We start from the raw sequence: 26,434 nt of genomic DNA, 5'->3' as shown, positions 1-26,434 counted from the left end.
GCTCTTCGATGCACTGCGCGCGACTGGCGCTCGCGTCGCTACTCCGGCATCCGGTTCCCTGGAAACGGCGGCGGCGGCGGCTACGTCTCCGCGGCGGAGCTCAACATCGGGTACGAGCCCTGAACGAGATAGCTCAGCAGATGGATGACGGGATAGGTTCTGACGAAACCCACTCCAGAACCTGCGGAGCCAAGCGATGGCCGTATACGACGGGCGTGGCGCTCACGGCCAGATGGTCGAGTTCGTCGGCCGCCGCATTCTCGCCGGAGCGCTGCGCGAGGGCCAGACGATCGACGTCGCCGCGCTCGAGGGCGAGCTCGGTATCAGTCGGACCGTCGTTCGGGAGTCGCTGCGCGTGCTCGAGGCCAAAGGGCTGGTCGGGGCACGGCAGAAGCGCGGCACCTTCGTCCGGCCGCGGACAGACTGGAACCTGCTCGACGCCGACATTCTTCGATGGCAGTTCGCGGGCCGTTCGGACGGGGGGTTCTTCCAGATGTTGCACGAGGTGCGCAGCATCGTCGAACCAGCCGGCGCCCGGCTCGCCGCGCAGCGGCGGACCGACGCGGATCTGCAGGCGCTTGATGATGCGCTGGCTGCGATGGCAGAGGCTGGGGAGGACGCCGAGGCCGCGGTCGCGGCCGACCTGAGGTTCCATCGGGTGCTGCTGGGCGCGGCGCACAACGAACTGCTGGAACGCATGGAGGTCGTGATCGAGACGGGGCTCTTCGTACGCGACCAGTTCGCCTACGCCGGGGACGCCGAAGACCGGCTGCCGGCGCATCGTGCCGTCCTGGACGCCGTGCGCCGCGGAAGCCCGGCGAAAGCCGAACGATGCATGAGGATCCTGCTCGACCAGGCCGTCAAGGACCTGTCCGGGCTCCGGTTGGGCGACCCGGACGGGGACGCCGAACCGGCCGTGGAGTCAACGGATCCCGGCGCTGCCGGTGCTGAGATTGACCTGGTAGATGTAGCGCTGGCTGAAAAAGTAGACCGCCGCCATCGGTAGGGTGAGGAAGAGCGCACCCACCATGACGAGGTTGTACGGCGGCGTCTGCGCATTCGTCGACGTACCCGCGAGAAACTGCACCCCCAGCGCGAGTGGGTACTTGCTCTCGGTGTTGAGGTAGATGAGCGGCCCGAAGAACCAGCCCCAGGAAAATGAGAAGCTGAAGACGCCGACCGCCACGAGAACGGGTTTCATCAGGGGCAGGATGATCCGGACGAAGATCCCGAAGTAGCCGAGCCCGTCGACCTGGGCAGCCTCGTCGAGTTCGCTGGGTATGCGCGTGACGAACTGCCGCATCAGGAAGATGTTGTAGGCGCCGCCGAAGAGACTGGGCACGATCAGTGGCAGGAGAGTGTCGATCCAGCCGAGTCCGCGAAACAACACGAACTGCGGGATGATCGTGACCTCGGCGGGGACCATCATCGTGCTGAGCAGGACGGCGAACAGAACCGACCGGCCGGGCGCCCGCAACCGCGCGAAGGCGTAGGCCGCCATCGCACTCACGAACATCTGCCCCAGACACGCGAACACCACGATCACCAGGCTGTTGAGGATCCACCGACCCATCTGGGCGTCGGACGCCAGGACGCGAACGAAGTTCCCGACCTCGAACTCCCGGGGGATCAGCGTGAACGCCGCCTTCTGCACGCTGGCGTCGCTGGACAGCGCGATCGACACCATGAACACGAACGGCGCCGCGAGAATCGCGGACACGACCGTGAGAACGCCGTACGAGGTTACGCTGTCGCGCACTCGCACCGCTCCCACGGCGGAGCTTCGACGGCGGCTGCGGTCGATCGGCTCGGCGAGTCCGGTCGTGTTGGAGGGGGGCGCGGTCATCGGCGCACTTCCGATTCGTAGAAGAGGAAGCGGGAGGAGGATCGGAACACGATCGCCGTGCAGATCATGATGACGGCGAACAGGACCCACGACAACGCGGAGGCGTAGCCCATCCGGTAGTTCTTGAAGCCTTCCTCGAACAGATACGGAACCAGCATCTGACTGGCGTTGTTGGGCCCGCCCCCGGTCAGGATGTAGACCTGGCTGAATATCTGGAACGCGCCGATGAGGCCCATCACGACGTTGAAGAGGATGACGGGCGACAGCATCGGAAGGACGATCCGGAAGAAGCGCTGTCGCGCGTTCGCACCGTCGATCGTCGCCGCTTCCAGGAGCTCGCCGGGAATGCCCTGCATGCCGGCGAGGAGCAGCACGACACCGGTACCCACGCCCCAGATCGACATCAGGACCAGGGCGGGAATCACCCAGGTCTCGCTCAGCAGCCAGGCCGGGCCGCGGACACCGACCAGGGCGAGCGCCCTGTTGATCAGGCCCGCGTCGGGTGCAAGGACCCAGGCGAAGAGCATCGCGCTTGCCACCAGCGGGACGAGTGCGGGCAGGTAGACGATCGTCCGGTAAACCCGCATGCCTGGAAGCGGCTTGTTGAGCAGGGCGGCGAGAGCGACCGAGATGACGGTCGCCAGCGGGACGCTCACGAAGGTGTAGAAGGTGGTGTTCCCGAGGACCTTCCAGAACAACGGATCTTCGGAGAACATCCGTACGTAGTTGGCCAGGCCGACCCAGTGTGGGGTGGTCAGGAGGTCGTAGTCGGTGAGACTGAGGTACAGCGAGGCGAGCAGGGGACCGGCGAGGAAGACGAGGAAGCCCACGATCCACGGTGAGACCAGCACGTAGAACCACATGGCCTCGCGACGGGTCTGGGTCCAACGCGGGCGGGGCGTGGGTCTCGCCCGCGTGGCACCGGCCACCGACACGTGTGCGGGGGCCGGGCTGGACCTGGAATCGACGTTCACGCCCTCCTCAGCCGCCCTGGCTCATGACCTGCTCGAGGCGCTGTTGGATCGTGGCCAGCGCCTTCTTGGGTTCGACCTTGTTGTTCATCATCAGGTCGATGTTGTCGGTGCACACCTTGAGCATCTCGTTCCACTGCGGCGTGAGCGGCGGGACGAAGATCGCGTCGGAGGACTCGGCGAACGCGCCCATGTTGACGGTCCGACTGGACCACTTCGGCTTGAGGAACGCGTCGCTTTGCTGCACCTGGAGGTTGGCGGGTGCGTCCTCGGCGTTGTCGATGATCGGGCGCTGACCCTCCTGGCTGGCCATGAACTCGATGACCTTCCACGCGTCGGCCGGGTACTTCGACGTCCGGGAGATCGCCAGACCGTTGAAGAAGGCGCTGGTCGCCGGCTGCCTGCCGTGCCAGAGCGGCGAGATGTCCCAGTCCAGGCCCTTGACGCTGTTGGCGGCGGCGATGTTCCAGAACCCGGTGATCTCCATGGCGAGCTTGCCCTGGGCGAACAGCTGGTCGGGACCGACCCCCTGGCCGTAGTTGGCGAAGTCGCGCGGCGTCGGCGACACCTTGTGCTTCCAGGCGAGGTCGTTGTACCACTGCATCGCCTGGACGTTCTGGGGGCTGTCGATGTCCGGTCTGCCGCTGTCGTCGAGGACCCGGCCGCCGTTCTGGTACATGAAGGTCATCCAGTAGGGCCACCAGTTGATGGTGGCGAAGCCCCACTGCGTGACCTCTCCGCTTTGTCGGACCGTGAGTTTCTGTGCCGCCGAGAGCAGGTCGTTCCAGGTCCAGTCGGCACTGGGGTAGCTCACCCCCGCGGCATCGAAGAGCTTCTTGTTGTAATAGAGCACCATCGCGCCCGATCGGTCGGGGATGGCGTACTGCTTGCCGTCATGGGCGAAGATCTTCGACGTGGTTTCACCGAAGGTGGCGCCGAGGTCGAGCTTGCTCTCTCGGATGTGTTCGTCGAGGGGCAGGATCTGGTTCTTGCTCGCGAAGGCCGACGTCTGCTCGGCGAGCTCGAGGATGTCGGGGCCCTTGCCACCGGCGATGGCGGTGGAGATCTTCTGGGAGTAGTCCTCGCCGCCGGGCGCCATCTGGAGCTGCACGGTGATGTTGGGGTACTTCTTGTGCGCGAGGGCGAGCCGTTGTTCGTAGACCTTCTTGTCGACGTCGCCGCCCCAGGCGCTCATGGTGAGTTTGACCGACCCCTTCGAGGGCTCGCCGGAGCCTCCGGAGCCCGCACAGGCCGCGAACGTGACGGCGACAAGGGCGCAGGCAAGCAGCAGGGCCGCGGTCGAGCGTGGAGTCCTGACCGTCGCCATCTGGACCTCCCGATCCGGGAATGGGCGCACTGCTGTGACTCGGACGCACACATTAAGTCATATTTGTCGCCTTGGCAATGAACAGATCGCGGGCGCTGCGCCGCCCACCTGACGGCCACCCCAGATGGATGCAAGCTCAGGTTGACAGTGGTCCGCCCGGCTGGCAGTTCGGACACGAGAAGGTCACCCGCTCCTGTCCGGCGGGTCCGAGCTTGCAGGATCGGCGTACGGCAGCGCCGGGCAGGGCTCGCCCTCCCGGCGCTAGACCCGGTGCCGGCGCCCCTGCGGGGGTCGTCGGTGGCCTCGCCTGTTCGGGGTGCTCGCGGTCGGTCCACAGCAGCCGCAGGGCGAGCTGGACCATCCGGTCGAGGTCGCCGCCTCCGCCACCAGTGTCGTGGGCGCCTGACGATCAGAGGGCTATGACCGCAGTAGGTCTACGCGGTACTCGGGCTCGGGATCGGCTTATACCGTCCAAGCCCGCGACACCGTAGTGGTGTGGACGGTAGTCCCCGTTCGGCGCAACAGGCCGGGAACTAGCTCGGCGCCGAGACCCGCACCGTCTGGTGGCGCGATCGTCCCCGCCTCGAGCGTGGGCGGAGTCGACCACGTCATGGCCGCGCTCGCCGATCTTCACGGCCAGCTTCTGCCGGGTCGCAGTCGCGGAGTGCCGCATGCCGACCCACAGGTCACCTGGCCGACGGTTGGCGGGGACGCCGCTGCTGGCGGCGAAAGGCGCCAGGAGGCATGCCGGCGCGTCGGCTGAACATGCGGGTGAAGTATGCCGCGTCGTCGTGACCGACCCTCCGCGCGATCTCGGCGATGGTGAGGTCGGACTCGGCGAGGAGCTCTTTGGCTCGGTTGAGCCGGATCCGCAGCACGTACTCCTTGGGCGAGCATCCACCACCCCGGCGGACCGCCCGGCGGAGCGATGCCAGTGAGAGCCCGAGCCGGTGCGCGTGTTCGTGTACTGACAGCGGTCTACACGCACCTTCCCGTAGGGCGGCGAGGACCGCGGTGTCACCGTCGCTGTCCTGGCTGCTGCGGCTGTTCCGGACTCCAAGGATCAGCGAATGGACGGCGTGCGCGGCCTCGACCTCGGTGCCGGGTCGTTCCTGGCGGCACCTGTCGAGAAGCCGGTCCAGCGCGGCGCGGGCAGGAAACGGGTCGGCGAGCCGGACGACCGGCTCTGACCTCGACAGGTAGCCGAGCTCCTCGTACGCTGCCGCGGCCGGTCCCTCGAAGAGCAGCCAGATCTCCTGCCAACCGGCGCCGTGCGGTCCGTAGGTGTGGGGGACGCCGGGAAAGAGCCAGAACAGCGACGACGCCGAGAGCTCGGCGCGGCGGGGGCCGTGTCCCCACTCCAACCACCCGCGACCCTCGACGACGAACACTGCCGCATAGGACGTCAGGACCCGCGGCGGGCACGGATCGTCCTCGCGTTTGTGGCCGGCGCCGAGGCAGACCATCCCCAACCTGCGCTGCGCCGCGGTCGGTGTGAGGTAGTGGGCCCAGCCGTCCATCTGGTCCTCCCGTCCTCGGTGCCGTCAGGCGTTGTGAAAGTCCAAGAATGAGACCGGTTTGTCCATGTCTCGCCATGTGCGTACAGAGGAGACTCGACACGGCGCATTGTAGGAAAAGCCAATCCGGGGTGGTGTGGGGATGACAATGACGGACGGACCGGCCCTGAGCAGGCGCAGTCTCCTGAGGGCGTCCGCCGCCGCTGCGGCGGCGGTCACGCTCGGGTCCTGTGCTCGCGACGGTGCGGACGCCAAACGGGGCGGGACGGCCCCGAAGCCGGGTGGGGGAAGGGGTTCGCCGACCAAGCCTCTGCCGGTGCCGGCCTCCCTTCACGAGGCGCCGATGCTGGCTCGGCGGGTGAAGGCGGGCGACCTGCCGCCGCTGGCGAAGCGACTGCCGGACCACCGCTACGTGGTGCCGCACCGTTGGCAGCGTGGCGGTAGGTATGGCGGGGTCTGCCGGCTCGTCGCCGGCGGCACGAACGACGCCTCCATCGGGCAGTATATGTATGGCCACTCGATCGTGCGCTGGCTGAACGACGGCATGCACGTGGGTCCTGGTCTGGCCGAGAGTTGGGAGTCCAACGCCGATTTGTCGGAGTGGACGTTCCACTTTCGGACGTCACTGCGGTGGTCGGATGGTACGCCGTGGTCAACCGCCGACATCTTGTACTGGTGGGAGGACACGGTCCTCGACGCCAGCCACCCGGAGGTCCCGCCGGACGAGGCGGTGTCGGGCAAGGGCGGTGTCGCCCGCCTGTCGGCTCCTGACGCGCACACGCTGGTCATCTCCTTCGACGCGCCGACGCCACTTACCCCCGACCGGCTGGCCGATACCGTCCACCGCAGCGTCGGAGCGGACTGGATGCTGCCGCGCCACTACCTGAAGCAGTTCCATCCGAAGTACAACCGTGCCGTCACCGCCAAGGACTGGTACGCCACTCACGACAGCAAGGCCGACTTCCTCGTGAACCCCGACTGTCCGGTGATGACGGGCTGGAAGCTCGCGATCTACAAGGAAGGGCGCAACGTCGTCTGGGAACGCAACCCGTACTACTGGTGCGTGGACCGGGCCGGCAACCAGTTGCCTCTGATGGACAAGATGGTCTGGAACGCGGTGACCGACGAGGAGGTGAGGAAGCTCCAGTTCACCGAGGGCAAGGTCGACTTCGCCGAGGGGCAGCACTCCGCCATCGGTCTCGGTGACGTCCAGGGCCTTAAGGAGGCGTCGTCGCGGACGGGCCTGCGGGTCTGGTTCTGGGGAAGCGGTTCGGGCAGCGGATCCCTGTTCTTCTTCAACTACGACTATCCCGACGCCGCGATGCGTGAGTTGATCCGTACACCGGCGTTCCGGCAGGCGCTGTCACACGCCTACAACCGCAAGGACGTCCTCAAGTCCCTGTACTTCAACAGCGGCGAGCTGACGACCGGCACGCTCAGCCCGAAGGCGCCCTGTCTCCAGGCTGGCCGGCAGGGCCAGGAGGTTTATCGAACCTGGCGTGACTCCTACCTCGCGTACGACCCCAAGAAGGCGACGTCGATGCTCGACGATCTCGGCGTGGTCGACGCTGACGGCGACGGGTTCCGCGAGAAACCCGACGGCAGCAAGCTCGTCGTACGTCTGGACTATCCGGCCGACGCGGTGAAGGAACACGTGCGCAAGAACGAGTTCCTCCGGCGGGACTGGCAGGCGATCGGTGTCAGGACTGAGATGAACCCGGTCCCGCCCACCGCGTGGTCTGACATGTGGAGCCGTGGCGAGTTGATGAGCAACACCGCGTGGGAGATCGGCGGTGGCGGGATCATGAGCTGGCCGTCCTGGGTGATCCCCACGATCCCCGACACTTGGGCGCCGCTGCACGGGCAGGGGTACATCATCCGCAGCGGCGACCCGAAGAAGCTTGTGGAGGAACGCGATCTCGATCCCTGGAAGCGGCACCCACCGTGGGTGCTGCCCGACGAGGGCAGCCCGATCGACCGGCTGTGGCGACTGTACGGGCAAGCGCGGACGGAGACCGATCCGACCAAGCTCAACGAGTTGCTGTGGCAGATGTGCCGGATCCACATCGAGGAGGGCCCGTTCTTCCTCGGTGTGGTGGCCGACTACCCGCAGGTGATCCTGGTGCACGAGGACCTGCAGAACGTCCCGCAACGGTCGAACCTCTACCTCGGCGGGCAGATCAACACCTGGGACATCCCGGTGCCGGCAATCTACGACCCGGAGGCGTGGTTCTGGAGCAACCCGGAGGAGCACAGCTAGCACGCCGGTCCAGACTTCGAAGATCTTCGAGGAGGATGCAGTGAACGCGACCAGAACGTGGCCCAGACTCACCGCGCAGGGTCATGACCTCGACCTCGCGCCCTCGTCGCTGGGCGAGTTGCGAAGCTCGGCCGATGTCGTCGACGATCCGTACACGCTGCGGCACCGGATGGAGGAGGACGGCTATCTCTTCCTGCCTGGCTTCCTGGACACCGACGCGGTGTTGCGGGCACGACGGAGCATCACCGACCGACTCGCGGCCGAAGGGCTCACTGACCCGGCGTATCCCGCCGACCTCGCCGTCGCACCTGCGGACTCGACCCTCGCGTTCAAGCCCGACCTCGCGCACGACAATCCCGTACTCCATCGGCTGTTGTACGGTGAGCAGTTGCTCGGCTTCTACCAGCGCCTGCTCGGCGGGCCCGTCCGCCACTACGACTACACCTGGATGCGAGCAGTGGCACCAGGTCGAGGGACCGCGCCGCATGGGGACGTCGTCTTCATGGGCCGCGGAACCCACCACGTCTGTACCGCGTGGGTGCCGCTCGGTGACGCCGACTTCACTTTGGGCGGCCTGATGGTCCTGGAAGGCTCACACCGGCGTACGGAGATCCGGGACGACTACGCCCTGCGCGACGTGGACACCTACTGCACGAACGTCGACGGCGACGACGAGCGGTCTCGGTTCAACGGCACCCTTTCTCGCGACCCGGTGCGCCTGCGCGAGCAGTTCGGAGGCCGCTGGCTGACCACGGAGTTCCGGGCGGGCGACCTCCTTACCTTCAGCATCTACCTCGTCCACGCCAGCCTCGACAACCGCTCCGAGCGGATCCGACTGTCCTCAGACTCGCGCTACCAGCTTGCCTCCGAGCCGATCGACGAACGCTGGATCGGCGACGCGCCGGTAGCACACGGCCCCGGCGCCAAGCGCGGGCTGATCTGCTGACAGATGCCAATCCCTGCCTGCGCCTGCTCCATTTCCGCCGGCTCCATGGCACGCAACTCGCGTACTGCTCGGTCTCGACGAGCATCAGACGTACTTCATCTGCTCTATGACCACGTCCTGGGCGTCGTGTGTGTCCGGCCGGGCGCTCACGGAGGGGGACGGGGACGGCGGGGCAACGCGCATCCAACCCGCAGGTCGAGGCGTTGACTGAGCGGATCAGGAAGGCCCAGGAACCCGAGATGGCCCAGATGGCCATGGCGCAGTCGGTGAGGCAGCGCGCTGTGCCCTGGGCCTGGGCCCGGCAGCCGGCCCGAGCTTGATGATGCGCAGGCAAAGTGTCTGGGCATCGACGCCGTAGAAGGGAGGTGAGCAGTTCCTAGGCCATGCCCTTCGCCTCCATTACTGATTTGAGGTAGGCGATGATGTCGTCGTGCGTGGGCTTCCTGGCCTCTGAGCGAGACGCTGCTTCGGCCCAGTCAAGCGGGGTCTTGTCGGAGTTTCCGTACGGCTCGTCGCCGTCAGATCGCGCCGTCAGGTCAGCGCCTCTGTCCACAAGTTTGCGGACCTGTTCGAGGTCTCCGTTCCAGGCGGCGATGTGAAGCGATGAAGCCGGCCATGATGGGAGCTCCAGCGCTTGCTCAAAAGCCTCGCGGGTGTGGACAGGTTCACCGTGGGAGATGATCACACGCTCGAACGGAAGGTCCAGCATTCGGCGCAGGTCAGGCAGAGCGCGTTCCTCATGAGTGGGTGACATCCACACCCTCAGGGATCCGGCTCGCTCCGTGAGGCTGTCGCCGAACACCAACGTCTGGTGTTGTGGAAGGTAGAGCGGCGTCTCGTGCCAGCCACGTGGATCCCGGAAAGGCGCCAGGCCTCCCGGCAGCTCCTGACTGGGCACGATCTTCTGCACTTCGGCTTCTGCCGGGCCTACCTTGTCGATCATGTCGGGATCAAAGGTGTTCGGGCCGAAGGCGCGGCATCCGTATCGATCGACCAGCGCATCGACGCTCCATGTGTGGCGATCGCTCCAGGTCTCGCGCATGTGATCGGCAATGAGGACCGCGACCGCTGTGGGCGGTTGCTCGGCGAACCGATCCCAAACCTGGGTCGCGTCCTCCGGCGGGAGCAGAGGGTCGAGTACCCACCGTTCGGCGCCTGCGTCCACGCAGACGCTCGTCACCACCTCCTGCCAGTCAAACCCCTCCTGCCAGTTGGGATGCTCAAGCCGCCAGATCCAAAGACCCGGCGCGAGGTCGACGACCTCCACATTCGGCGCAACGCGGTGACTCACTGCCGCATCATCCCTTTCGCTTGCGGATCGGTCTGCTAGCCCGACGGGGCGGAGCTTGGAGAGCCAGTGTGGCAGGCATACCAGACACCCTTTGTCCTATCCGCAGCGGCGCTGCGGGAGAAGGCGAGAGGGCTGACTTCGGAGCCATCGCCGGGGCCGTCGGACTCGGTCCGGTCGCCGATCTGCGCAGTGATCGGGCCATGGTCCTCGAACAGCACGCCTCCTCCCGGTGCGGTGGCAGAACTCGCGGTGGCCGGGGTGACGGCCACGACACCCGGAGGGTCGTTGACAGGTTCGGCGACGCCGTGACCACGGCGCCGATCACCAGCGCGGTGATCGCAGCGGCTGTGGACGCCAGCAAAGTACGCATGTGAACCTGTACTCCCTTGTTCCTGGAGGTTGAAGGAATCTCGTCTCGTTGGTTCGAGCACCTCGGCGGCCTCGAGAAGCCACCTCGCGTCAGGCTGATGTCCTCGCCGGCACGGAGCGCCGGGTGCGCAGGAGGGTGGTTAGCAGGGTGGCGCCCGCGCCGATCGCCAGGACGTACTCGGTCAGCGCGACCACGAAATACTCCGGAGTTGTGTAGTCGCCGGGGCCCAGGAGCGCGGCGGCTAGTTTCCAGGCGTTCCAGGCGAACAACGATCCTGAGGTGGTGAACGCTAGGGTGAGGGGGATCCACCGGCGAAGCCGGGCCGGCTGGCGACGGCTGAGCAGGTGAACGCTGCAGGCGGCGATCATCGCCCCGACGCCCCAGATGCCCAACAGCAACCGGGCGTTCGAGTCCAGCAGATCGCGGTGAGCGGGGTTGAGCCCGAACCCCGCGCCGAAGGTCCAGGACAGCCAGAGCACCCCCAGCGCGCAGCTCACTACCAGTGCGGCCCGCACGGCGAGCAGGTTCCGCGCTGGGCGGGCCAGTCCGTCGTCGCGCCGTCCCAGGAAGGTGTGTGGGAACCGTTCCCGCAGGTAGATCGGAAGGGCGATCACCAGGCCGAGCGCCATTCCTCCGACGCCGATGGAGACGAAGATCCCCTCCCACGTGGGCATCACGTCCCTGCCGCCGGACTCGTCGCTGTCCGAACCTGCGAGGACGCCGCTGAGCACCAGGTACGGGATCAGCGGAACCAGGAAGCCCGCACCCACCCAGGCGACGAACAGCAGCGGCGCCGCCGGGATCCTGCGGCCCCAGGGCTGAGCGAACCCCAGGGCTGAGCGAACCCCAGGGCCAGCGCGATGCCGATCGCCGCCATCCCCACGGTCACCGTGTTGAGGATCACCCAGTCGGTGGCGCTGCCGTCGAACCCGTCCGGGCCGTGACCCACCAGCGCGGCGAGCACCCAGACCACCTTGACGAGCAGGTACAGCGACAGCGTCGAGGCCGCACCGTACGCAGCGACCCTTCACACGATGCTCCACCGCGCCCCGATGACCGGCTTCCGGTCCATGTCGCATCCCCGCTCCTCGTCGTACCCGTGATCAGGAGTCTGCTGAGAAGCCAGGCCCACGGGCCTCCCCCGTCAGGGGGCCACCCATGTCCCCCGGGGGAGGGATTCGGCACCGGCGTCGCGGTCAGTCGGCCGTGTCGAGCCGGGCGAGATGAGCGTTCGTAGGCCCAGCTGAACTGGAGCAGTCGTCGTTCGGCAACGCCATCACGCGAGACCCTCGACGCCCCGGTCAGTTGCTGTCGCGTCGGAAAGCGACCGCGACGACGGCGATCGCGCTAGTTGCCGCCCGCTGGAGCGATCCCCGGAGTCCACAGGGCTATCCACAGGCATCGGACAAGGGGACTAAAGGCCCTGAGCCGTGTGACTTGGGCCCGACCACCCACTGGCCTTGCTGCGGGTACGTAGACCTGCGAACGGGTCCTGCACACCCTCTGACGGCCGCCTGCGCTTGACCCCGACTTCCGGCGTAGGCGGCCATCCACGTCTCACATAGCGAGACTTGTCAAGCTTGGTCAAGGTAGGGTCAACCAGAGCCCCAAGTCACGGGCCGTCGGCCGCCGCCGGCAGGCCGCCGCGTGACGCTAGTCGACCCGCTCGCGCAAGCTCTCGGCGAGTAGGTCGCTGGCGGCGCCGAGGCCGGCGTATACCCCAAACTGGATCATTTGCAAGTCACGTTCTGTGAGGTTGTCCCGGCCGCCAGCCGCCTCAACCGCGTCGTTGAACGCGCGGCGACATGTCCCATGCGGCATCGCACCCACCCCCGTGGTTCGCGCCTCTCACCTTCCCGACAGTAATCAGGCCGTGACGCCGGACCGGCAGGTGGGCGCAGGGAGAGAAGGCGAGGGACGTGGATCAGCCGGGAGGGGCGGCCGGGAGGAGCGGTCGGGAGGGGGCGGGAGCGCAGTGTGGGTTGGCGTTGCGTGGGTGTGGATCACCAGCGGTGCGAAGCAGCGCGGTCAGGCCACCGGGACCAGGGTCTTCACTCCCTTGGGAAGAGTCAGTAGCCCGCCATCCTGTGGTTTGGGAGACGGGCATAGAAGTGTTCACTCTCTGGACCGGAGAGCAGGCATATTCGCTGGGCTTCGCTTATCTCGAGGGCCGCGGGGGTGGGTGAGGCACGCTGGCCGCGTCAGGAATTGCTGGGCTGGTTCGGGTCGGTCGCTGGTCGGCCCAGTTCCTGGTTGAGCCGCTGCGCTTCTTCCAGTTGGTCTTCGAGGATGACGATGCGGCAGGCGGCATCGATCGGGGTGCCCTGGTCAACGAGGTCGCGGGCACGGGCGGCAATGCGCAACTGGTAGCGGGAGTAACGGCGGTGGCCGCCCTCGGACCGCAACGGGACGATGAGCCCGGCTTCGCCGACGGCCCGCAAGAAGGCGGGCGTGGCGCCGATCATCTCCGCGGCACGACCCATGGTGTAGGCGGGATAGTCGTCATCGTCGAATCTGCCCTCAACATTCGATCGGGTTGCTGGAGTCACTCACACCCCTTTGCTGGACACGTCGAGGGGGCCCTGGTGCCGTACGGCACCAGGGCCCGAGGGATTTCAACACCATCTACTGGCGCCTTGCGCCAGCCTTCTGTTCCGCATGCGCACCTGAACGGGCGGAGATGCGGGGATCGCGGCTGCGTGACCGGGGACCACCTTCCAATCCGGGGTCTGCGGTACCCGAGCGATGACATCCTCGCTTCGGGCGATCCTGATGGCATCTACTCCTCTCCTGGCTCCCCTTGCTGCTCTTTCCGGAACTGCTGTCAATCGGTACTGCTTGGCGGGCCGTGGAACCGCCCACCCCGACAGCCGGCCTGGAGCCTCCTGTTCTCCTGGACCCCACAAACTCGACTGCCGTCCCATGTCCTGCTCGCGGTAGTTCGTGTCTACCGCGACCACTAGCTTCGTCAACGACGGGACAAACACTAACTGCAAGACGACCGGATGTCTACTGCGGCCGACACAGATTTTCTCAGCTGAAGGAGTCCGAGGGCGCAACGACTCCGCCGGGTCTCCGCACGGCATCGGCTGCCGCAGGCGTGGGACGGATTCTGGGGAGCCGTCGCGCTCGCGGCCGCACCCGCGCTCCCGCTGGAGACGGACCACATCCGCGACCACACGCTGACCGATGCGGACTGGGGGACGTTAGCGAGAAGCTGACCGCGCAGCGATCAATAGCGACTGGGCAGGCACGGCCGCGACCGTGCGTTCTGAGCCACGGCCGCGGCCGTGACGGAGCCGTTGCCACATCGCGATACGTCACATTTCACGTGCGTACAAGCACCGTCATTCGTGCGCGTGAGGGTCGAAACCCTCCGGCGCCTGGTCGAGGAACCCCGTGATCTCTGTGATACGACCCGCATCGTCCAACTCGAGCACATCAGTCCCGGCGGCGAAGGACTGACCACCAACGACGATCTCCCACTGCAGCCGAGCCCGATCGTGGTGGGTGTCGGGCTCCGTCCGCGACTGGAATCGGTAGTCGGGGAAGTGGTGCGCGAACTGGTTCCGGAACGCGATCAACTCCTCGACTCCCCGCATGACAGCTACGGGCACATGGGAGCTGACGTCATCGGCGAATGCCTCGGCCGCGAGCCGCTGCTGTGCCTCCGGAGTCGCGGCGTTCCAGAACTGAACGTACCGGTCGACAGCGAGCGCGCCGGGAACAGTCGGGTTGGGTTCGTTGATCTTGGTCATGTGCAGACTCCTCCGCGTGCTGGGCGATGGGAGTGCCGCACGAGGTTTGTGCGGCAACGATCCACACTGTGGCGCGAGGGGAGAGGGCCATCAATAACCTCCGAGGTCATTGCCTGGCCGGGGGGATCGACGTCATTGTGGCGGACATGACTGCCACAGCCGCCGCTTCGCAGGAGACGATCGGGATGCTGGTGAAACAGTGGCGCGAGCGGCGTCGCCGATCACAGCTGGATCTGTCCCTGGCAGCGGAGATGTCGGCTCGACACCTGAGCTACATCGAGACCGGAAGGTCGAAGCCCAGCCCGGTGATGATCGAGCGGATCTGCGATGAGTTGGACGTGCCGCTGCGCGAGCGTAATCGTCTCCACCTTGCCGCAGGCTTCGCACCGGCCTACCGCGAGCGGCCGCTGGCGGACCTCGGTGCGGCCCACGATGCGGTGCAGGCAGTTCTGAGGGGCATGGAGCCCAACCCGGCGGTCGCGGTGAACGTGCACTGGAACCTGTTGGCCGCTAACACCGCGATGCGGGCCTTCCTCGACGACCTACCCGAGGAGCTGTGCCGGCAGCCGGTCAACCTGCTGCGCGCAACCTTGCACCCTGACGGTCTGGCCCCCCAGATCCTGAACCTCGGACAGTGGCGAGCGCACGTGCTGCGGCGGGTACGCCGGCAGCTCGAGCGCACCGCCGACGACGGGCTCACCTCGCTCCTCACCGAACTCCAGACCTACAGCCATCCAGCCTCACCGACCAACGCGGCCAACGCGGCCAAGGCCGATCTCGTTGTCCCGCTGCAGATGACCACGCCCTACGGCGACCTCGCGCTGCTCTACACGGCCACGGTCTTCGGATCGCCCCGCGACGTCACCCTGGACGAGATCGCGATCGAAACCTTCTTCCCCGCCGACCCGGCCACCACACACCTACTCCGCACGCTCGCGGACATGCGAAACGCCCCGACGTGAGACGCGTGGGTCACTGAGCTAAGGCGCTGCGAGCCCGCACGAGATGAAGAACCGGCACTACCCTCCCTGAGCGTCAATACAGCTCCAGAGGCCGCAGAAGATCGGCCGGCTGTGTCCGCTCGTCGTCCAGCCGGAAGGTTCAAAGATGACCACGATCTGGTGCTCGGTACTCGCGGTGCAGTACCGGTCAACCCTCGACGACATGGCCATCGCCCTGCGCGGCTGTCCAGATGAGCTGTGGGAAGCAAGCATCTACGAGGTAAAGAAGACCGACCAATGGGCGTGGCCTCCGACGGATCGCGACGGGCAACCCTTCGATGACCCGGCGGTCCGCGAACGCAAGTTCCAGGCGATGTCTGCCGTGTGGCGAACCGCCTCCCACGCGCTCTGGTTCACCGACCTCGACCTGTCCACCACGGAGGCTGAGTGGTGAGGAGGTGTGCGGCCCCTCCTCACCACTCCTGGCGGAATCGCCTTCCGCGCTCCACGAACACGTCAACTCTCGTACCCCGTACGGTCATTCACGCGCCCGGCGTCAGCCCCGCTGGAAGAACTCGACCTCCGCCAGGGCCAGATGGCGACCCTTGGACAGGTCCACGGGTGACTTCAGCGTCAGGCGGATCGTCTTCACGTCGCTGATCCCGCTCTGGATCGTCTGGCAGCCCGGCTTGTCACTGAGGGTGACCTCCTTGAGCTCCTTCGTGCCGTCCTCCGCCGTCACCTCCAGGTCGACCTGGAGCGCGCGGGCCTGACGGGCGTACGCCTCGGGGGACGTGGACGCGCCGTTGGTGATGATCACGTCGACGAGGCGGAACGGCTTGCGGAAGGTGTACGTCAGCGAGGCGCCGGGGCCGGGGGCGGCCCAGTACTTGTTGTTCAGGCCGTCGGTGGTCTTCGTCGCCGGGTGACCGGGCAGCGAGCCGCTCGCCTCGACCTTCACCGGGGTGATGGGCTCGGCCTTGCCCAGCTTGTCCCGGACGTCCTCGTACAGGGCGCGGCCCGCGGGCAGCAGGAAGATCCCGCCCGCGCACAGCGCGATCACCACGGCGAGGATCACCAGGAACCGTACGCCGCGCCCCGAACCCGCCCGCGCCCTGCGCCGGAACGGCCACACCGTCCGCCACCACGGCAGCGGCGCCGCCTTCTGCGCCGGCCTCAGCTCCGCGGCACACCGCCGGCAGAACTTCCGCTCCGGCCGGTTCAGCGTCCCGCACGCGGGACAGGGCCGCCCGCTCCCCTCGTCCTCCTCGGCGGCCTGGGACCGTACGACGGGCCGCGGCGCGACCGCCTTCGCGGGCAGGACCGGGACGATCGCGTCGGGGTCACGGGTGGGGGCGGGGTCCATGGGCGGGAGGGGGGCGGAGGGGGTACGGGGGGCGCTCGGGGACTGCGGGGTGACGGGGGGTGCCGGGGGGCGGGGAGGGGTGGGTGCGGGGGAAGGCGGGGGTGTCGGTGCGGGCGGGGAGGTGGGGACGGGTGGAGAGGTGGGGACGGGCGGGGCCTGGGGAGGCAGGGCGGGGGTGTCGGGGGTGGGGGAAGCGGCGGGGGTGGTGCGGGAGCCTGCGGCATCTGTGGCCCGATCGGGGGCAGTTGGGGCGGGGTCCGGAGCCGGGGCATCCGGGGTGGAGATGTTCGGGACCGGCAGGTCCGCCGCGGGGAGATCCGACGCCGAGACGCTAGGAACGGAGACACCTGGAACCGAGACGCCGGGGACTGAAGCACCGGGAACCGAGACGCCGGGCACCGAGACCCCCGATGCCGGGAACCCCGTACCGCCCTCACCGCGCCCCCTGCCCGTCAGCCGGGCGCGCAGCGACGCGCCGAGCGCACGCGCGGTCGACGGGGGACCGTCCCCCGAGGGGGGCGTCGACGCCGGGACGGCATCCGCCCGGTCCGTGCCCGCCCCCGTCTCCGGCGATCCCGTCGAGGCAGACCCACCGGCCGACGCCGGGCTGGCGGACGCCGACGGCTCCGTGGACGCCGACGGCTCCGTGGACGCCGAACCGGCCGCGCCCTCCGGCGGACCCGGGCTCACCGACGTACCCGAACCAGCCGCCGCACCCGAACCCGACGACGTACCCGCGCCCGAAGACGTACCGGAACCCGACGAGATACCCGCACCCGAAGACGTCCCAGCACCCGGCGACGCCCCCGCACCCCCCGCCGAGTCCGACCACCCCAGATACGCGCCGCAGTTGCCGCAGAAGTCGTCCGCGGGGTCGTTGGCGGACCCGCAGGCGGGACATGCGCGCATGGGTCAGTTCCCTTCCTCGTCGGGTGCGCCGGGGAGTGCCTCCACGACCTCCACCCGGAACGCGACGTGCACCGGGCACATGGCCCGGACGATCTCGTGGACGCGGTCCACGTCCAGCCCGGCGGCGCCGGGCCCGGCGGCGTCCGGCGCGACCCGGATCAGCAGCTCCGCCGCGGGCTCCGCGGGCAGGTCGGAGCCCGGCGTGGCGGACCACGCCGCCCCGCCGTCCCCGACGACCTCCGCGCGTACTCCCACCGCGAGGCGCAGCGCCTCGACCAGGCCCCGCCGGGTCCCCCGCCAGCGGTGCAGTTCCACCGCGCGAACGACCGCCTCCCGGCGCAGCCCGACCGGCCAGTCCGGGTCGTCAGCGACGCCCACCCAGGACGACAGCCACTCCAGGAAGTCGACGGGGGCGACCCGGGGGTCGAGATAGGCGGGGAGGTTGTCCAGGGTGGAGAAGACGGGCGCGAGGACCGTGTCGAGTCCGGCGGTGAACCGTTGCGCGAAGTCGTCGTCGGCGTACAACGCGGGCAGTTGACCGCCGATCGGGTACCGGCTCGGCAGCCCGGGGATCGCGGCGCGGCTCATCCCCGTCCCTCCGGGCCGACGCCGGTGACGACGACCTGGTGCTGGTAGGAGAAGGCGAGCGCGCCCGGGCCGACGTCGATGCGGTCCGTGGGCGCGCCCCGGCGGCCGGTGACGGGGTCGGCCGGGAACAGGCGGATCTCCTCGACGAGCGCGTTGCCGGTGGCGCGTTGCAGGACGCCGAAGATCTCGCCGTACTGGATGGGCCGTCCGAAGGGCCAGCCGGTGCCGTCGGGGCCGCCGACGAGCGGGTTGAGGTGGTGGAACAGGGCGTCGAGGGCGGCCTCGCGGACCCGATCCACGTCGGCCGGGGCCGCCGACAGCCGCGCCACGACCGTGACGCCCTGGTAGACGGGCGGTTCGACCAGCAACCGCGTGCCGATCAGGCGGCGTTCGTCGAGGCTGGCAGTAATCGCCGTCAGGACCTGCTCGGAGGGGATGAGCTGCTCGAAGCGGAGCCGGTCGTCGTCCTCGTCGGCGACGGCGTCCGGGACCACGAGCACCCGTACCGCGCCGGGGGCCTCGGCGGCGGGCAGACAGCGGACCCGGCGGACGGAGGGGGCGGCCTGGCGGCTGATGATCTCGTAGTCCTCGGCGTTCACCGCGCGGTCCTGCATGCGCAGGGCCTCCGGCGCGCGCCTGCGGGCGTTGTCGACCGTCTCCCCCGCCACCCCGCCGCGCGCCGCCTCCCGGTTGGTGACCTGGGCGATGTACGGGACGGAGCTGAGGAGGACGGAGATCGCGCCGCGGGCGACGTTCCCGGCGGGGCCGCCGCCGGTGCGGTAGCGGGCGACGCGGATCTGGGCGCCCTTGGGCGGCACGGCGCCCCAGTGGCGCAGGGTGCCGTCCGGCTCGCGCAGGGCAGGCGGGAAGGCGAACTCGCCCATGGTGGCGTCGACGCGGACGTGGCGGTCGTCGGGTCCGGAGCGGCCGAAGTGATCGACGACGTCCCAGCGTTGCCAGCTGTCCTCCTCCGATGACACCTCCACCAGGGGCGGTTCGGCGTCAAGGAGGATCGGCGGACGGTCGAGGCGGAACGTCTGTCCGGCGACGCCCTCCGAGGTGCCGAGGGGTACGTCCGTGACCGTTTCGGCGTGCTCCACGGCCATGGTGCCGCCGACCGTCATCACCTCCGCCTCGCGCACGGTCGGCGACTCGGAGTAGAACGGCTGGCCCGGCTGTGCCTCGGTGACCCGGCAGCGCAGCCAGCCGGCACGGGTGCCGCCGATCACGGACGCCGTGTGCCCGGCCGGTACGTGGACGATGACCTCGCCGGGCCGGTTGAGGCCGCCGGTCGTGTCGTCGCCGGTCTCGCAGCGCTGCCAACTGCCGCCGTCCCAGGCCTCCCAGACCAGCGGGGGCTGGCGCGGGTCGACGCCGATGCCCTCGACGCGGCTGTCGAGGCGTACGGCGACGATGCAGCGCGGTACGGCGGTCGGCAGACCGAAGAGCAGCGCGTCGCCGGGTTCGGGCGTCGTCTGGAAGCAGGGGATGTCGAGTCCGTCGGCGAGCTGTCCGGTGCGGTCGCTCTGCTCGCCGGTCCGGGGCACGGTCACCAGCCGGGTCAACTCGCTGGGCAGGATGCGCAGTTCGTCGGTGGTGGTGAAGACGACGGCCGCGTCGTTGTCGCCGCTCGCCGTGGTCACCTCGGTGCCGGGCGGGAGCGTGACGACGTCTGGCTGGGGTGCGGAGAGCCAGAAGTCGACGTCGGCCCCGGCCGCGGTCGGCGGGAACAGGCGGATGCCCAACAGGTCGAGGAACGCGGTGTAGTTCTTGTCCGGGACCCGGTTGAGGCGGTACAGGAGCTGGTCCACCAGGTAGGCGAACGTCTCGATCAGGGTGACGCCCGGGTCGGAGACGTTGTGGTCGGTCCACTCCGGGGCGCGCTGCTGCACGTACCGCTTCGCCTCGTCGACGAGCTGCTGGAATCGGCGGTCGTCCAGGTTCGGGGAGGGCAGGGCCATCAGTGCGCGCCCGCTTCCTCGGCCCCCTCCTCGGAGGGGATCGTGTAGAAGGGAAAGACCAGGTTGCGCCGGTCGTTGGTGGATCGCAGCGTGTAGTGCACGTCGATGTAGAGCGTGCCGTCCTCGACCGCGTCGAAGGCGACGACAACGTCGTCGACGGTGATCCGCGGCTCCCACCGCTCCAGCGCCTCGCGCACCTGCTGGGCGATCCGCCCCGCGGTAGCGCCGTCGCCGGGGGCGAAGACGTAGTCGTGGATGCCGCAGCCGAACTCGGGCCGCATGGGCCGCTCGCCGGGCGCGGTGCCGAGGACGAGGCGGATCGCCTCCTCGATCTCCCGTTCCCGTTCGACCAGCGCGATCCCGCCGGTCGGTCCGACGCGCAGCGGGAACGCCCAGCCGCGGCCTATGAACCGTTCGCTCATCGCGCGCTCCTCGCAGCCCGTGCGCTTCGCGGGACGGTCATCACAGGCCCCCGATTAGGACGTTGGGGGCGCCGGTGAGGATCTGCGCGCCGCACGCCGTCTTGTCGCGGGCCTTCGCGGCCGGCAGCCCGCCGATGAGGACCATGCCCGAGGTGAGGGCGGTCGGGTCGGGAATGATCACGTTCGCCGGTCCCAGGGCCAGGTGCGGCGGCATCGCGCACGTGTGCAGGCTGCCCACGACGGCGGCGGGACGTCCACCGATCAGTACGGTCGCGACCGATCGCGCGGCGGCGGGCGGCGGGGTGGCGATCACCCCGCCGTGGTTGGTGGGGTCGCCGGTGCGGGCGGCGGCGGGCATGCGATGCTCCCTTCGAAGGTGGCTGGAGAGCCGGTCAGTTGATGCGGATGAGCTTGGCTTTGAGTACGCCGAGGAGACCGCCGTCGACGGTGACGCCCGTGGCGCCGGTGACGTCGACCGTACGGCCGCCGATCTTCACGCCGACCCGGCCGTTGATGTCCACGTTGCGGCCCGAGATGTTCACATCGCCCTGTTTCGCGTCCATGGTGATGCCCTCCTTGTCGAGCACGACCGAGCTGAGGACCTGACGGCTCCTGCCCGCGTACACGGTCAGTTCGATGCGGTCGCGCCGGTTGTCGAGGAAGACTTCGAGGCGTTCGTCGGCGGACAGCATCCGCACACCGGAGCGCCCCGGCGCCCGCGCGTCCAGCAGCTCCACCCGGTGCCCCGAACGGGACACGATGGAACGGCGGTTGACCTTGCCGGTGGTCTTGTCGATCAGCGGGACGTCGTGCGGGGACGGCTTGTCCACGCCGTTGTAGAGCCCGCCGATGACGTACGGGCTGTCCAGCAGGCCCTGTTCGAAGCCGACGAGGACCTCGTCGTTGACCTCGGGACTCACGACCCCGCCGCCGCCCTTGCCGCCCCACTGCACGGTACGGACCCAGTCGGTGACGTACGTGTCGTCCAGCCAGGGGAACTTCAGCTTCACCGAACCGCTCTCGGCACCGCCGGTCTCCCGTACGTCGGTGACGACGCCGATCGCGAGGCCCGGCATGCGCGGGCCGCGGGAGGGCGCGTTGGCGCCGGTGACCAGGCCGGTCAGGGAACGGTCGGGGCTGGCGCTCACCCACACCGTGGTGCGGTAGCCGCCGTGGGGTTCCAGGACGTGCTGCACGGCCGTCGCCGTGTACTTGCCGGAGAAGGCCTGCCCGACGTTGCCGAGCGCCACGGCCTTCCCCGCCCGCAGCAGCGGGTTGCCCTCGACCAGCACCTCCAACTCGCCGAACCCGGCGCTGACTTGCCCGGCGACGGCGTCCGCGACGGCCTTCGTCTCGGCCTGGGTGCGGTACGGGGTGTCGGTGACGGTCAGCTTCGACGTGCCGAACCGGGCGGCGAACGCGGGGCTCAGCCCCGGCAGCACCGTGTCGCTGTCGACGGACGCCTGCCGGGCCACCAGGGACCGCTTGGTGGTGACGTCCCAGCCGCGCACCTCCACTTGCTGCGCCCCGTCCGCCGCCGACAGGGAGGCCCGCAGGGCCAGCAGGTTGCGCCCGTACTCCAGCACCATCGGGTTGCGGGCGGCCGAGGTGGACGGCGCGGGCGCCCCGGACGCCTTCTGGGGCTGGGTGAACTGGAGCAGCCCCTTGTCGTCGACACGCACCTGTGCGCCGCTCTCGGCGGCCAGGAACTGGAGGAAGTCCCAATCGGACACGTTCGCCTGGGACAGCTGCTTGTACGTGACCGGCGCGGCCTGCACGGTGCCGCAGGCCAGGCCCGCCCCTGCGGCCACCTTGCGGACGATGGCCGCCGCCGTCATGTTCCGGTAGGCCACCACCTTCCGGCCGCGCTGGAGGCGGTGCGCCTTGGAGAAGGCGCGCACCACCGTGAACGAGCCGGTGCGGTCCCGGTCCACCTCCAGGGCCGTCACCTCGCCGTTGAACAGCCGCTCGCGCGCCTGCCCGGTCACGGTGACCACCGAGACCCTGAGCGGGGTGCCGATGGTGATGCCGGTCTTCGTCAGGAACTCGTGATCGGGGTCGCGGAAGGTGAGCACGGCCGCGTCCGGCAGGCCCACGTTCTCGTCGACCACGCAGCTCACCAACTGGGCGGCCCAGACAGGCGGAAGTTCGCCGGGCGTCTCCACGATGGGGTCCGCCGCGAAGGATCGGCCGTCCCTTGCCCCGCCTGTCACTGCTCCTCCTCAGCGCCCGCGTCGCTCATGGCCGGCAGCACCACTTCGGTGCCGGGTTCGAGCGCCATCGGGTCGTCGATGTCGTTGGCCTCCGCGATGACCCGCCAGGCCGTCGCGTCGCCGTAGTCCCGCCACGCCAGCAGCGCCAGGCTGTCGCCCGCTACGACGATGTGCGTACTGCGCCCGGTGCGCGAGCCGGACGTCGGGTTCTGCCCCGCCGGACCGACGCTCGCCTCCTCGATCGACAGCCGGCAGGTCGCCCGCAGCGGCTTGCCGTCCACGTCGAACAGCGTGTACGTCACGGACAGGCTGGACAGCACCCCGTCGAACGACGTCGTCCGCGCACTGCCCCACTCGAACCGCACCCACGGGCTCGCCGGCTTCTTGCGCCCCAGGCTCGCCTTCGTCGGCACGCAGGCCTTCATCAGCTTCTCCACCGCCTGCTCCACGGAGTTGTCGTGGGTGGCGGTGGCGTCCAGGAACACCTCGAGACTCAGCTGGCGCGGGCCACTGCCGACGAACTCGGGCAGCGCCGACTCCTCCGCCATCCGCGACGGGGAGCGCCGCCACTCGGTGGTTTTGCTCAACTCCAGGGTGGACGGGTTGAACTGGAGGTTCAGCCGGGCGAGCGTCCCACCGGGCTTGGCGCCGACGGAGGCCGGGGGCTCCTTCAGCGTCAGCTGGGCCCTGGCCCGACTGGAGCGGGACGCTGGGGACATGGCCGGGATTCCTTTCCAAGGTGCTTACGCGCAACAGTGACGTGAGGGATGGTCAGGCAGGGCGCAGTCCCTCGTGGGCGATCTCGAGGGTCTCCACCGCCGCCTGCGAGCTGCTGGGGTCGAAGGACGGGCCCTGCCAGCGCACCGGGACGATCCCGAACACCTGCCAGCTGATGATCCGCGACAGATCCGGCCGCAGCGCCACGATCTCGCCGTCCTTGGGCTCCACCCGCTTCAGCGTCTCGTCGAGCCAACGGGCGATCTTCGCGGTGTCGGTGGTGACCGGCCGGGTGAGGCTGATGTTCGACCAGGTCACCCGGCCGGGCAGGTGATGCGTGAAGCCGTTGTTGCCACCTTCGGCATAGGTCTCGATCTCCACCTCGGCACCCATGCCGGAGCAGGTGTGGAAGGCGCCCAGATCATTGCCGCCGATCGCGAGCCGGAAGAACACGCTGCTCGCGAAGATGTTGTCCGTCATCCGTCCGTCATCCGTTCCGTGCCGTGCCCTCAGCGGCGTCCGTCGTAGGGGCGACCCGTACGCTCCCGGCCGCGTCGCAGTTCCGTACGCAGCAGGCGGGCCATCGGGTCGAGCAGGCGACGCGCGAGGTCGTCCAGGTCGAGACCGGGGTCCTGCGCCGCGTCGGCGGACCGCTCCGTACGCCGACCGGACGCGGAGGCGGAGGCCGTCCCGGAGGACTGCTGCTTGCCACGCGCCACGGGCACCGCCTTCGCCGGTACGCCCTTGAATACGCCGGGTACATCGGGTACGGCCTTCCCCGCGCCGGAGATCGCGCGCTGGACTTCGGGCGCCGCAGGGCTGTTGCCGCCGCTCGCCGATCGGGGGCCCGGCGTCACGACCCGCGGCCGGACCACGGGGATGGCCGCCGCCTGTGCCACGGCTGCCGAGGGGCCATGCATGAGCGGCGGCGTCAACGGGGGCGTGACCGGCAGGGGCCGCGCCGGGGTGACCGCCGCCGTACCGGGCATTCCCCCGCGAGGCGGCGCGGGCTTGACGACCGGGACGGCTCGCTGGACGACACCGGGGGCACCGGTCGCTCGTACGGCCGAGCCGGTTGCCGGTACGCCCGGGTGGTGTGGCGCGTGCGCGGGTACGGCCCGTTGGACCGGCGGGGTCGCAGCGGCGTGTGCGGACGGTGCCGACGCGGGGTGCGCGGGCGGTCGGGTGGACGGTGCGGGGGTGCCGCCGCCGGGGATGTCCGGCGCACCGCTCCAACGCGCCGCCACCACGGGAGGGCCGCCGACGGGGCGCGACGCGGCGGAGGGTGCCAGGCCCTCCGGGGCCAGGGTGTTGAGGGTGAGGGGCCGTGCGGGCAGCAGCGCGAGGGCGCGGCGGGCCACCGCGATGGAGGGGGTTGCGGTGCGGGGGCCGCCGATGGATGCGGTCGTGGGACGAGCGCCGGCCGCGGGTTCGGCCACACGGCGGGCTACGACGACCGGGGCCGGGCTGCCGGTCCTTCGGGGACGCCCGTCGCCGGGACCGGAGCGCATCCCCTCGGGTCGTAGGACTGTGCCCGCCAGAGCGTGAGACGCCGCACCCGGGGACGGCGTCACCAACGGCGTAGCAGGGCCGGTTCCGTGGTCCGTGAGGCTGCCGCCATGGGGCGCAGGGTGGTCCGCGAGGTGGCGCTGAACGTCGACCGTCCCCAGCAACGGTGCGTGGCGTGCCGTATCCGAGGCGGACTCCGTGGGCGGCGTACGGTCCCTGCCCGGCCCAGGCGATGCCGGTGTGCGCTGGATGTCGGGCCTGGACGCCGTACTGGAGGCTCGGGCCCCGGACGCGGCGGAGCCGGACAGACCGGCGCTGGCCGGCATCGCGGGCAGAGGCGCCCCCAGGCCGCCGCGCGCACGCGCACCGGAACGCTGCGGAGCCGAAGACGGGCGCGGGGCAGGGTCGCTGGGGGCACCCGGGGTGTCCTCGGCCTGCCGCTGAACGACGGGAAGCACCGGACCGGATACGGGCACGGTAGGGGCCCCCTTCGCCAACGGTGCGGCGGTGGAGGGCAGTTCAGCGAGCGGGGCACCCAACGGCGGCCGGTTTCCGGCGCGTTGTACGGGGGCGCTCGGCGCAGGGCTGTGCGAGGAACCCTGGCCGTCCCCGGCCTGCGGCTGAACCACAGGAAGCACCGGACCGGAAACGGGCCCCGCAGCAGGCACGACGGAGGCATCCTCCCCCGACGGCGCACCCAACGGCGGCCGGTTTCCGGCGCGTTGTACGGGGGTGCTCGGCGCTGGGCTGTCGGAGGAACCCTGGCCGTCCTCGGCCTGCCGCTGAACCACGGGAAGCACCGGACCGGAAACGGGCCCCGCAGCGGGCACGACGGAGGCGTCCTCCCCCGACGGCGCACCCAACGGCGGCGGGTCTTGCGCGCGTTGTACGGGGGTGCTCGGCGCTGGGCTGTCGGAGGAACCCTGGCCGTCCTCGGCCTGCCGCTGAACCACGGGAAGCACCGGACCGGACACGGGCACGGTAGGGGCCCCCTTCGCCAACGGTGCGGCGGTAGAGGGCAGTTCAGCGAGCGGGGCACCCAACGGCGGCGGGTTTCCGGCGCGTCGTACGGGCGTGCTCGGCGCAGGGCTGTCGGAGGAACCCTGGCCGTCCCCGGCCTGCGGCTGAACCACAGGAAGTACCGGACCGGAACCGGGCCCCGCAGCAGGCACGACGGAGGCATCCTCCACCGACGGCGCACCCAACGACGGCCGGTTTTGCGCACGTTGCACGGGCGTGCTCAGTGCGGCCGTCTCGGCGACCACCGCAGGCCTCAGGGCAGGGACATGGCGTACAGGCCCCGTCACCCGGCGGGCAAGCGTCAAGTGGGGCCCCACCGACCCTGGCTGGATGGCGGGGAGGGACGCCTCCGGCCGACTTCCGCTCGGCGCGGGCTGCGCACCCTTCCCCGGCGCCTCCTTCGCGGCACGCGCGACGGAGAGTCCGGCCGCCCCCGGGATCACCGCGACACGTCGCACCAGCGGAATCGGCGCGGCGGCCGAGGAGGCAACGGCTCGTTGGA

General features: G+C 69.5%; 24 protein-coding genes. 5 read left to right on the top strand and 19 right to left on the bottom strand.

From position 1 onward, the window contains the following. The first annotated feature begins 196 nt into the window (after positions 1-196). Positions 197-1,006, top strand: a complete 810-nt coding sequence (locus tag HEB94_RS03070; RefSeq protein ID WP_192748544.1) for a FadR/GntR family transcriptional regulator — start codon at positions 197-199, stop codon at positions 1,004-1,006. Here HEB94_RS03070 and HEB94_RS03065 read toward each other — a convergent pair. The 4 genes from HEB94_RS03065 to HEB94_RS03050 all read right to left on the bottom strand — a co-directional run bounded on the left by HEB94_RS03065 (position 923) and on the right by HEB94_RS03050 (position 5,664). After that, positions 923-1,846, bottom strand: coding sequence for a carbohydrate ABC transporter permease (locus tag HEB94_RS03065; protein ID WP_192748543.1), 924 nt, complete (start codon positions 1,844-1,846; stop codon positions 923-925). The genes HEB94_RS03070 and HEB94_RS03065 overlap by 84 nt on opposite strands. Then, on the bottom strand, positions 1,843-2,820 hold the full coding sequence (locus tag HEB94_RS03060) for a carbohydrate ABC transporter permease (RefSeq protein WP_337917448.1): 978 nt from the start codon (positions 2,818-2,820) through the stop codon (positions 1,843-1,845). Before HEB94_RS03060 ends, HEB94_RS03065 begins: the two co-directional genes overlap by 4 nt. Before the next feature lie 7 nt (positions 2,821-2,827). Continuing rightward, positions 2,828-4,144, bottom strand: a complete 1,317-nt coding sequence (locus HEB94_RS03055; protein ID WP_192748542.1) for an ABC transporter substrate-binding protein — start codon at positions 4,142-4,144, stop codon at positions 2,828-2,830. Between the two features lie 686 nt (positions 4,145-4,830). Continuing rightward, the gene (locus HEB94_RS03050; RefSeq protein ID WP_192748541.1) at positions 4,831-5,664 is read right to left on the bottom strand and encodes a helix-turn-helix transcriptional regulator; all 834 of its coding nucleotides are present in this window, start codon (positions 5,662-5,664) and stop codon (positions 4,831-4,833) included. A gap of 313 nt (positions 5,665-5,977) precedes the next feature. Here HEB94_RS03050 and HEB94_RS03045 point away from each other — a divergent pair, with 313 nt between their 5' ends. Beyond that, complete coding sequence (locus HEB94_RS03045) at positions 5,978-7,921, top strand: ABC transporter substrate-binding protein (protein ID WP_337917447.1); 1,944 nt, start codon at positions 5,978-5,980, stop codon at positions 7,919-7,921. A 40-nt stretch (positions 7,922-7,961) separates the two neighbouring features. After that, positions 7,962-8,867 (top strand): phytanoyl-CoA dioxygenase family protein, encoded by a 906-nt coding sequence (locus tag HEB94_RS03040; protein WP_337917446.1) that lies wholly within the window; start codon positions 7,962-7,964, stop codon positions 8,865-8,867. Positions 8,868-9,243: 376 nt separating this feature from the next. Here the strand turns inward: HEB94_RS03040 and HEB94_RS03035 are convergent, their stop codons facing one another. From HEB94_RS03035 to HEB94_RS03015, 5 genes are all read right to left on the bottom strand, one after another. Beyond that, entirely contained in the window at positions 9,244-10,158 is a 915-nt protein-coding gene (locus HEB94_RS03035; RefSeq protein WP_192748540.1) for an MBL fold metallo-hydrolase, read from the bottom strand. Positions 10,159-10,617: 459 nt separating this feature from the next. Continuing rightward, entirely contained in the window at positions 10,618-11,298 is a 681-nt protein-coding gene (locus tag HEB94_RS03030; RefSeq protein WP_192748539.1) for a hypothetical protein, read from the bottom strand. Then, positions 11,271-11,492: a hypothetical protein gene (locus HEB94_RS03025; protein WP_192748538.1), complete on the bottom strand. Its 222-nt coding sequence runs from the start codon at positions 11,490-11,492 to the stop codon at positions 11,271-11,273. Before HEB94_RS03025 ends, HEB94_RS03030 begins: the two co-directional genes overlap by 28 nt. A gap of 1,237 nt (positions 11,493-12,729) precedes the next feature. After that, positions 12,730-13,077 (bottom strand): MerR family transcriptional regulator, encoded by a 348-nt coding sequence (locus HEB94_RS03020; RefSeq protein WP_192748537.1) that lies wholly within the window; start codon positions 13,075-13,077, stop codon positions 12,730-12,732. Between the two features lie 798 nt (positions 13,078-13,875). Next, complete coding sequence (locus HEB94_RS03015) at positions 13,876-14,286, bottom strand: nuclear transport factor 2 family protein (protein ID WP_192748536.1); 411 nt, start codon at positions 14,284-14,286, stop codon at positions 13,876-13,878. A 146-nt stretch (positions 14,287-14,432) separates the two neighbouring features. On the opposite strand from HEB94_RS03015, the gene HEB94_RS03010 reads away from it, so the two are divergent. Together HEB94_RS03010 and HEB94_RS03005 are read left to right on the top strand one after the other, a co-directional pair. Continuing rightward, positions 14,433-15,248, top strand: a complete 816-nt coding sequence (locus tag HEB94_RS03010; RefSeq protein ID WP_192748535.1) for a helix-turn-helix domain-containing protein — start codon at positions 14,433-14,435, stop codon at positions 15,246-15,248. Between the two features lie 145 nt (positions 15,249-15,393). After that, positions 15,394-15,681, top strand: a complete 288-nt coding sequence (locus tag HEB94_RS03005; RefSeq protein ID WP_192748534.1) for a hypothetical protein — start codon at positions 15,394-15,396, stop codon at positions 15,679-15,681. A 102-nt stretch (positions 15,682-15,783) separates the two neighbouring features. On the opposite strand, the gene HEB94_RS03000 is transcribed toward HEB94_RS03005, so the two are convergent. From HEB94_RS03000 to HEB94_RS02955, 10 genes are all read right to left on the bottom strand, one after another. Continuing rightward, positions 15,784-16,593 (bottom strand): zinc ribbon domain-containing protein, encoded by an 810-nt coding sequence (locus tag HEB94_RS03000; RefSeq protein WP_202896078.1) that lies wholly within the window; start codon positions 16,591-16,593, stop codon positions 15,784-15,786. A gap of 433 nt (positions 16,594-17,026) precedes the next feature. Next, complete coding sequence (locus HEB94_RS02995) at positions 17,027-17,494, bottom strand: hypothetical protein (RefSeq protein ID WP_192748533.1); 468 nt, start codon at positions 17,492-17,494, stop codon at positions 17,027-17,029. A gap of 11 nt (positions 17,495-17,505) precedes the next feature. Further along, positions 17,506-18,090 carry a phage tail protein gene (locus HEB94_RS02990; protein WP_192748532.1) on the bottom strand — a complete coding sequence of 195 codons (585 nt, stop codon included), beginning with the start codon at positions 18,088-18,090 and terminating at the stop codon, positions 17,506-17,508. After that, positions 18,087-20,051: a putative baseplate assembly protein gene (locus HEB94_RS02985; RefSeq protein WP_192748531.1), complete on the bottom strand. Its 1,965-nt coding sequence runs from the start codon at positions 20,049-20,051 to the stop codon at positions 18,087-18,089. The genes HEB94_RS02990 and HEB94_RS02985 overlap by 4 nt, the downstream gene beginning before the upstream one ends. Continuing rightward, positions 20,051-20,473 carry a GPW/gp25 family protein gene (locus HEB94_RS02980; RefSeq protein WP_192748530.1) on the bottom strand — a complete coding sequence of 141 codons (423 nt, stop codon included), beginning with the start codon at positions 20,471-20,473 and terminating at the stop codon, positions 20,051-20,053. Before HEB94_RS02980 ends, HEB94_RS02985 begins: the two co-directional genes overlap by 1 nt. Positions 20,474-20,513: 40 nt before the next feature. After that, a complete protein-coding gene (locus HEB94_RS02975; RefSeq protein ID WP_192748529.1) occupies positions 20,514-20,831 on the bottom strand; it encodes a PAAR domain-containing protein in 318 nt (105 codons plus the stop codon). A 34-nt stretch (positions 20,832-20,865) separates the two neighbouring features. Beyond that, positions 20,866-22,686, bottom strand: coding sequence for a VgrG-related protein (locus HEB94_RS02970; RefSeq protein WP_192748528.1), 1,821 nt, complete (start codon positions 22,684-22,686; stop codon positions 20,866-20,868). Continuing rightward, entirely contained in the window at positions 22,683-23,405 is a 723-nt protein-coding gene (locus tag HEB94_RS02965) for a CIS tube protein (RefSeq protein ID WP_192748527.1), read from the bottom strand. Before HEB94_RS02965 ends, HEB94_RS02970 begins: the two co-directional genes overlap by 4 nt. 52 nt (positions 23,406-23,457) lie before the next feature. Then, positions 23,458-23,883 carry a phage tail protein gene (locus HEB94_RS02960; RefSeq protein ID WP_192748526.1) on the bottom strand — a complete coding sequence of 142 codons (426 nt, stop codon included), beginning with the start codon at positions 23,881-23,883 and terminating at the stop codon, positions 23,458-23,460. A gap of 29 nt (positions 23,884-23,912) precedes the next feature. After that, complete coding sequence (locus HEB94_RS02955) at positions 23,913-24,914, bottom strand: hypothetical protein (protein WP_192748525.1); 1,002 nt, start codon at positions 24,912-24,914, stop codon at positions 23,913-23,915. Positions 24,915-26,434: the final 1,520 nt, after the last annotated feature.

This window comes from Actinopolymorpha pittospori, assembly GCF_014873875.1.
Taxonomy (GTDB): Bacteria; Actinomycetota; Actinomycetes; order Propionibacteriales; family Actinopolymorphaceae; genus Actinopolymorpha; species Actinopolymorpha pittospori.
This window is presented reverse-complemented; position numbering and strand designations above follow the sequence as displayed.

Bases quoted from the DNA above. Each gene is read 5' to 3' on its own strand.
- HEB94_RS03070 (WP_192748544.1), top strand. From the start codon at position 197: ATGGCCGTATACGACGGGCGTGGCGCTCACGGCCAGATGGTCGAGTTC.
- HEB94_RS03065 (WP_192748543.1), bottom strand. From the start codon at position 1,846: ATGACCGCGCCCCCCTCCAACACGACCGGACTCGCCGAGCCGATCGAC.
- HEB94_RS03055 (WP_192748542.1), bottom strand. From the start codon at position 4,144: ATGGCGACGGTCAGGACTCCACGCTCGACCGCGGCCCTGCTGCTTGCC.
- HEB94_RS03050 (WP_192748541.1), bottom strand. From the start codon at position 5,664: ATGGACGGCTGGGCCCACTACCTCACACCGACCGCGGCGCAGCGCAGG.
- HEB94_RS03015 (WP_192748536.1), bottom strand. From the start codon at position 14,286: ATGACCAAGATCAACGAACCCAACCCGACTGTTCCCGGCGCGCTCGCT.
- HEB94_RS03010 (WP_192748535.1), top strand. From the start codon at position 14,433: ATGACTGCCACAGCCGCCGCTTCGCAGGAGACGATCGGGATGCTGGTG.
- HEB94_RS03005 (WP_192748534.1), top strand. From the start codon at position 15,394: ATGACCACGATCTGGTGCTCGGTACTCGCGGTGCAGTACCGGTCAACC.
- HEB94_RS03000 (WP_202896078.1), bottom strand. From the start codon at position 16,593: ATGGACCCCGCCCCCACCCGTGACCCCGACGCGATCGTCCCGGTCCTG.
- HEB94_RS02995 (WP_192748533.1), bottom strand. From the start codon at position 17,494: ATGTCCCGCCTGCGGGTCCGCCAACGACCCCGCGGACGACTTCTGCGG.
- HEB94_RS02990 (WP_192748532.1), bottom strand. From the start codon at position 18,090: ATGAGCCGCGCCGCGATCCCCGGGCTGCCGAGCCGGTACCCGATCGGC.
- HEB94_RS02985 (WP_192748531.1), bottom strand. From the start codon at position 20,051: ATGGCCCTGCCCTCCCCGAACCTGGACGACCGCCGATTCCAGCAGCTC.
- HEB94_RS02980 (WP_192748530.1), bottom strand. From the start codon at position 20,473: ATGAGCGAACGGTTCATAGGCCGCGGCTGGGCGTTCCCGCTGCGCGTC.
- HEB94_RS02975 (WP_192748529.1), bottom strand. From the start codon at position 20,831: ATGCCCGCCGCCGCCCGCACCGGCGACCCCACCAACCACGGCGGGGTG.
- HEB94_RS02965 (WP_192748527.1), bottom strand. From the start codon at position 23,405: ATGTCCCCAGCGTCCCGCTCCAGTCGGGCCAGGGCCCAGCTGACGCTG.
- HEB94_RS02960 (WP_192748526.1), bottom strand. From the start codon at position 23,883: ATGACGGACAACATCTTCGCGAGCAGCGTGTTCTTCCGGCTCGCGATC.
- HEB94_RS02955 (WP_192748525.1), bottom strand. From the start codon at position 24,914: ATGCGCTCCGGTCCCGGCGACGGGCGTCCCCGAAGGACCGGCAGCCCG.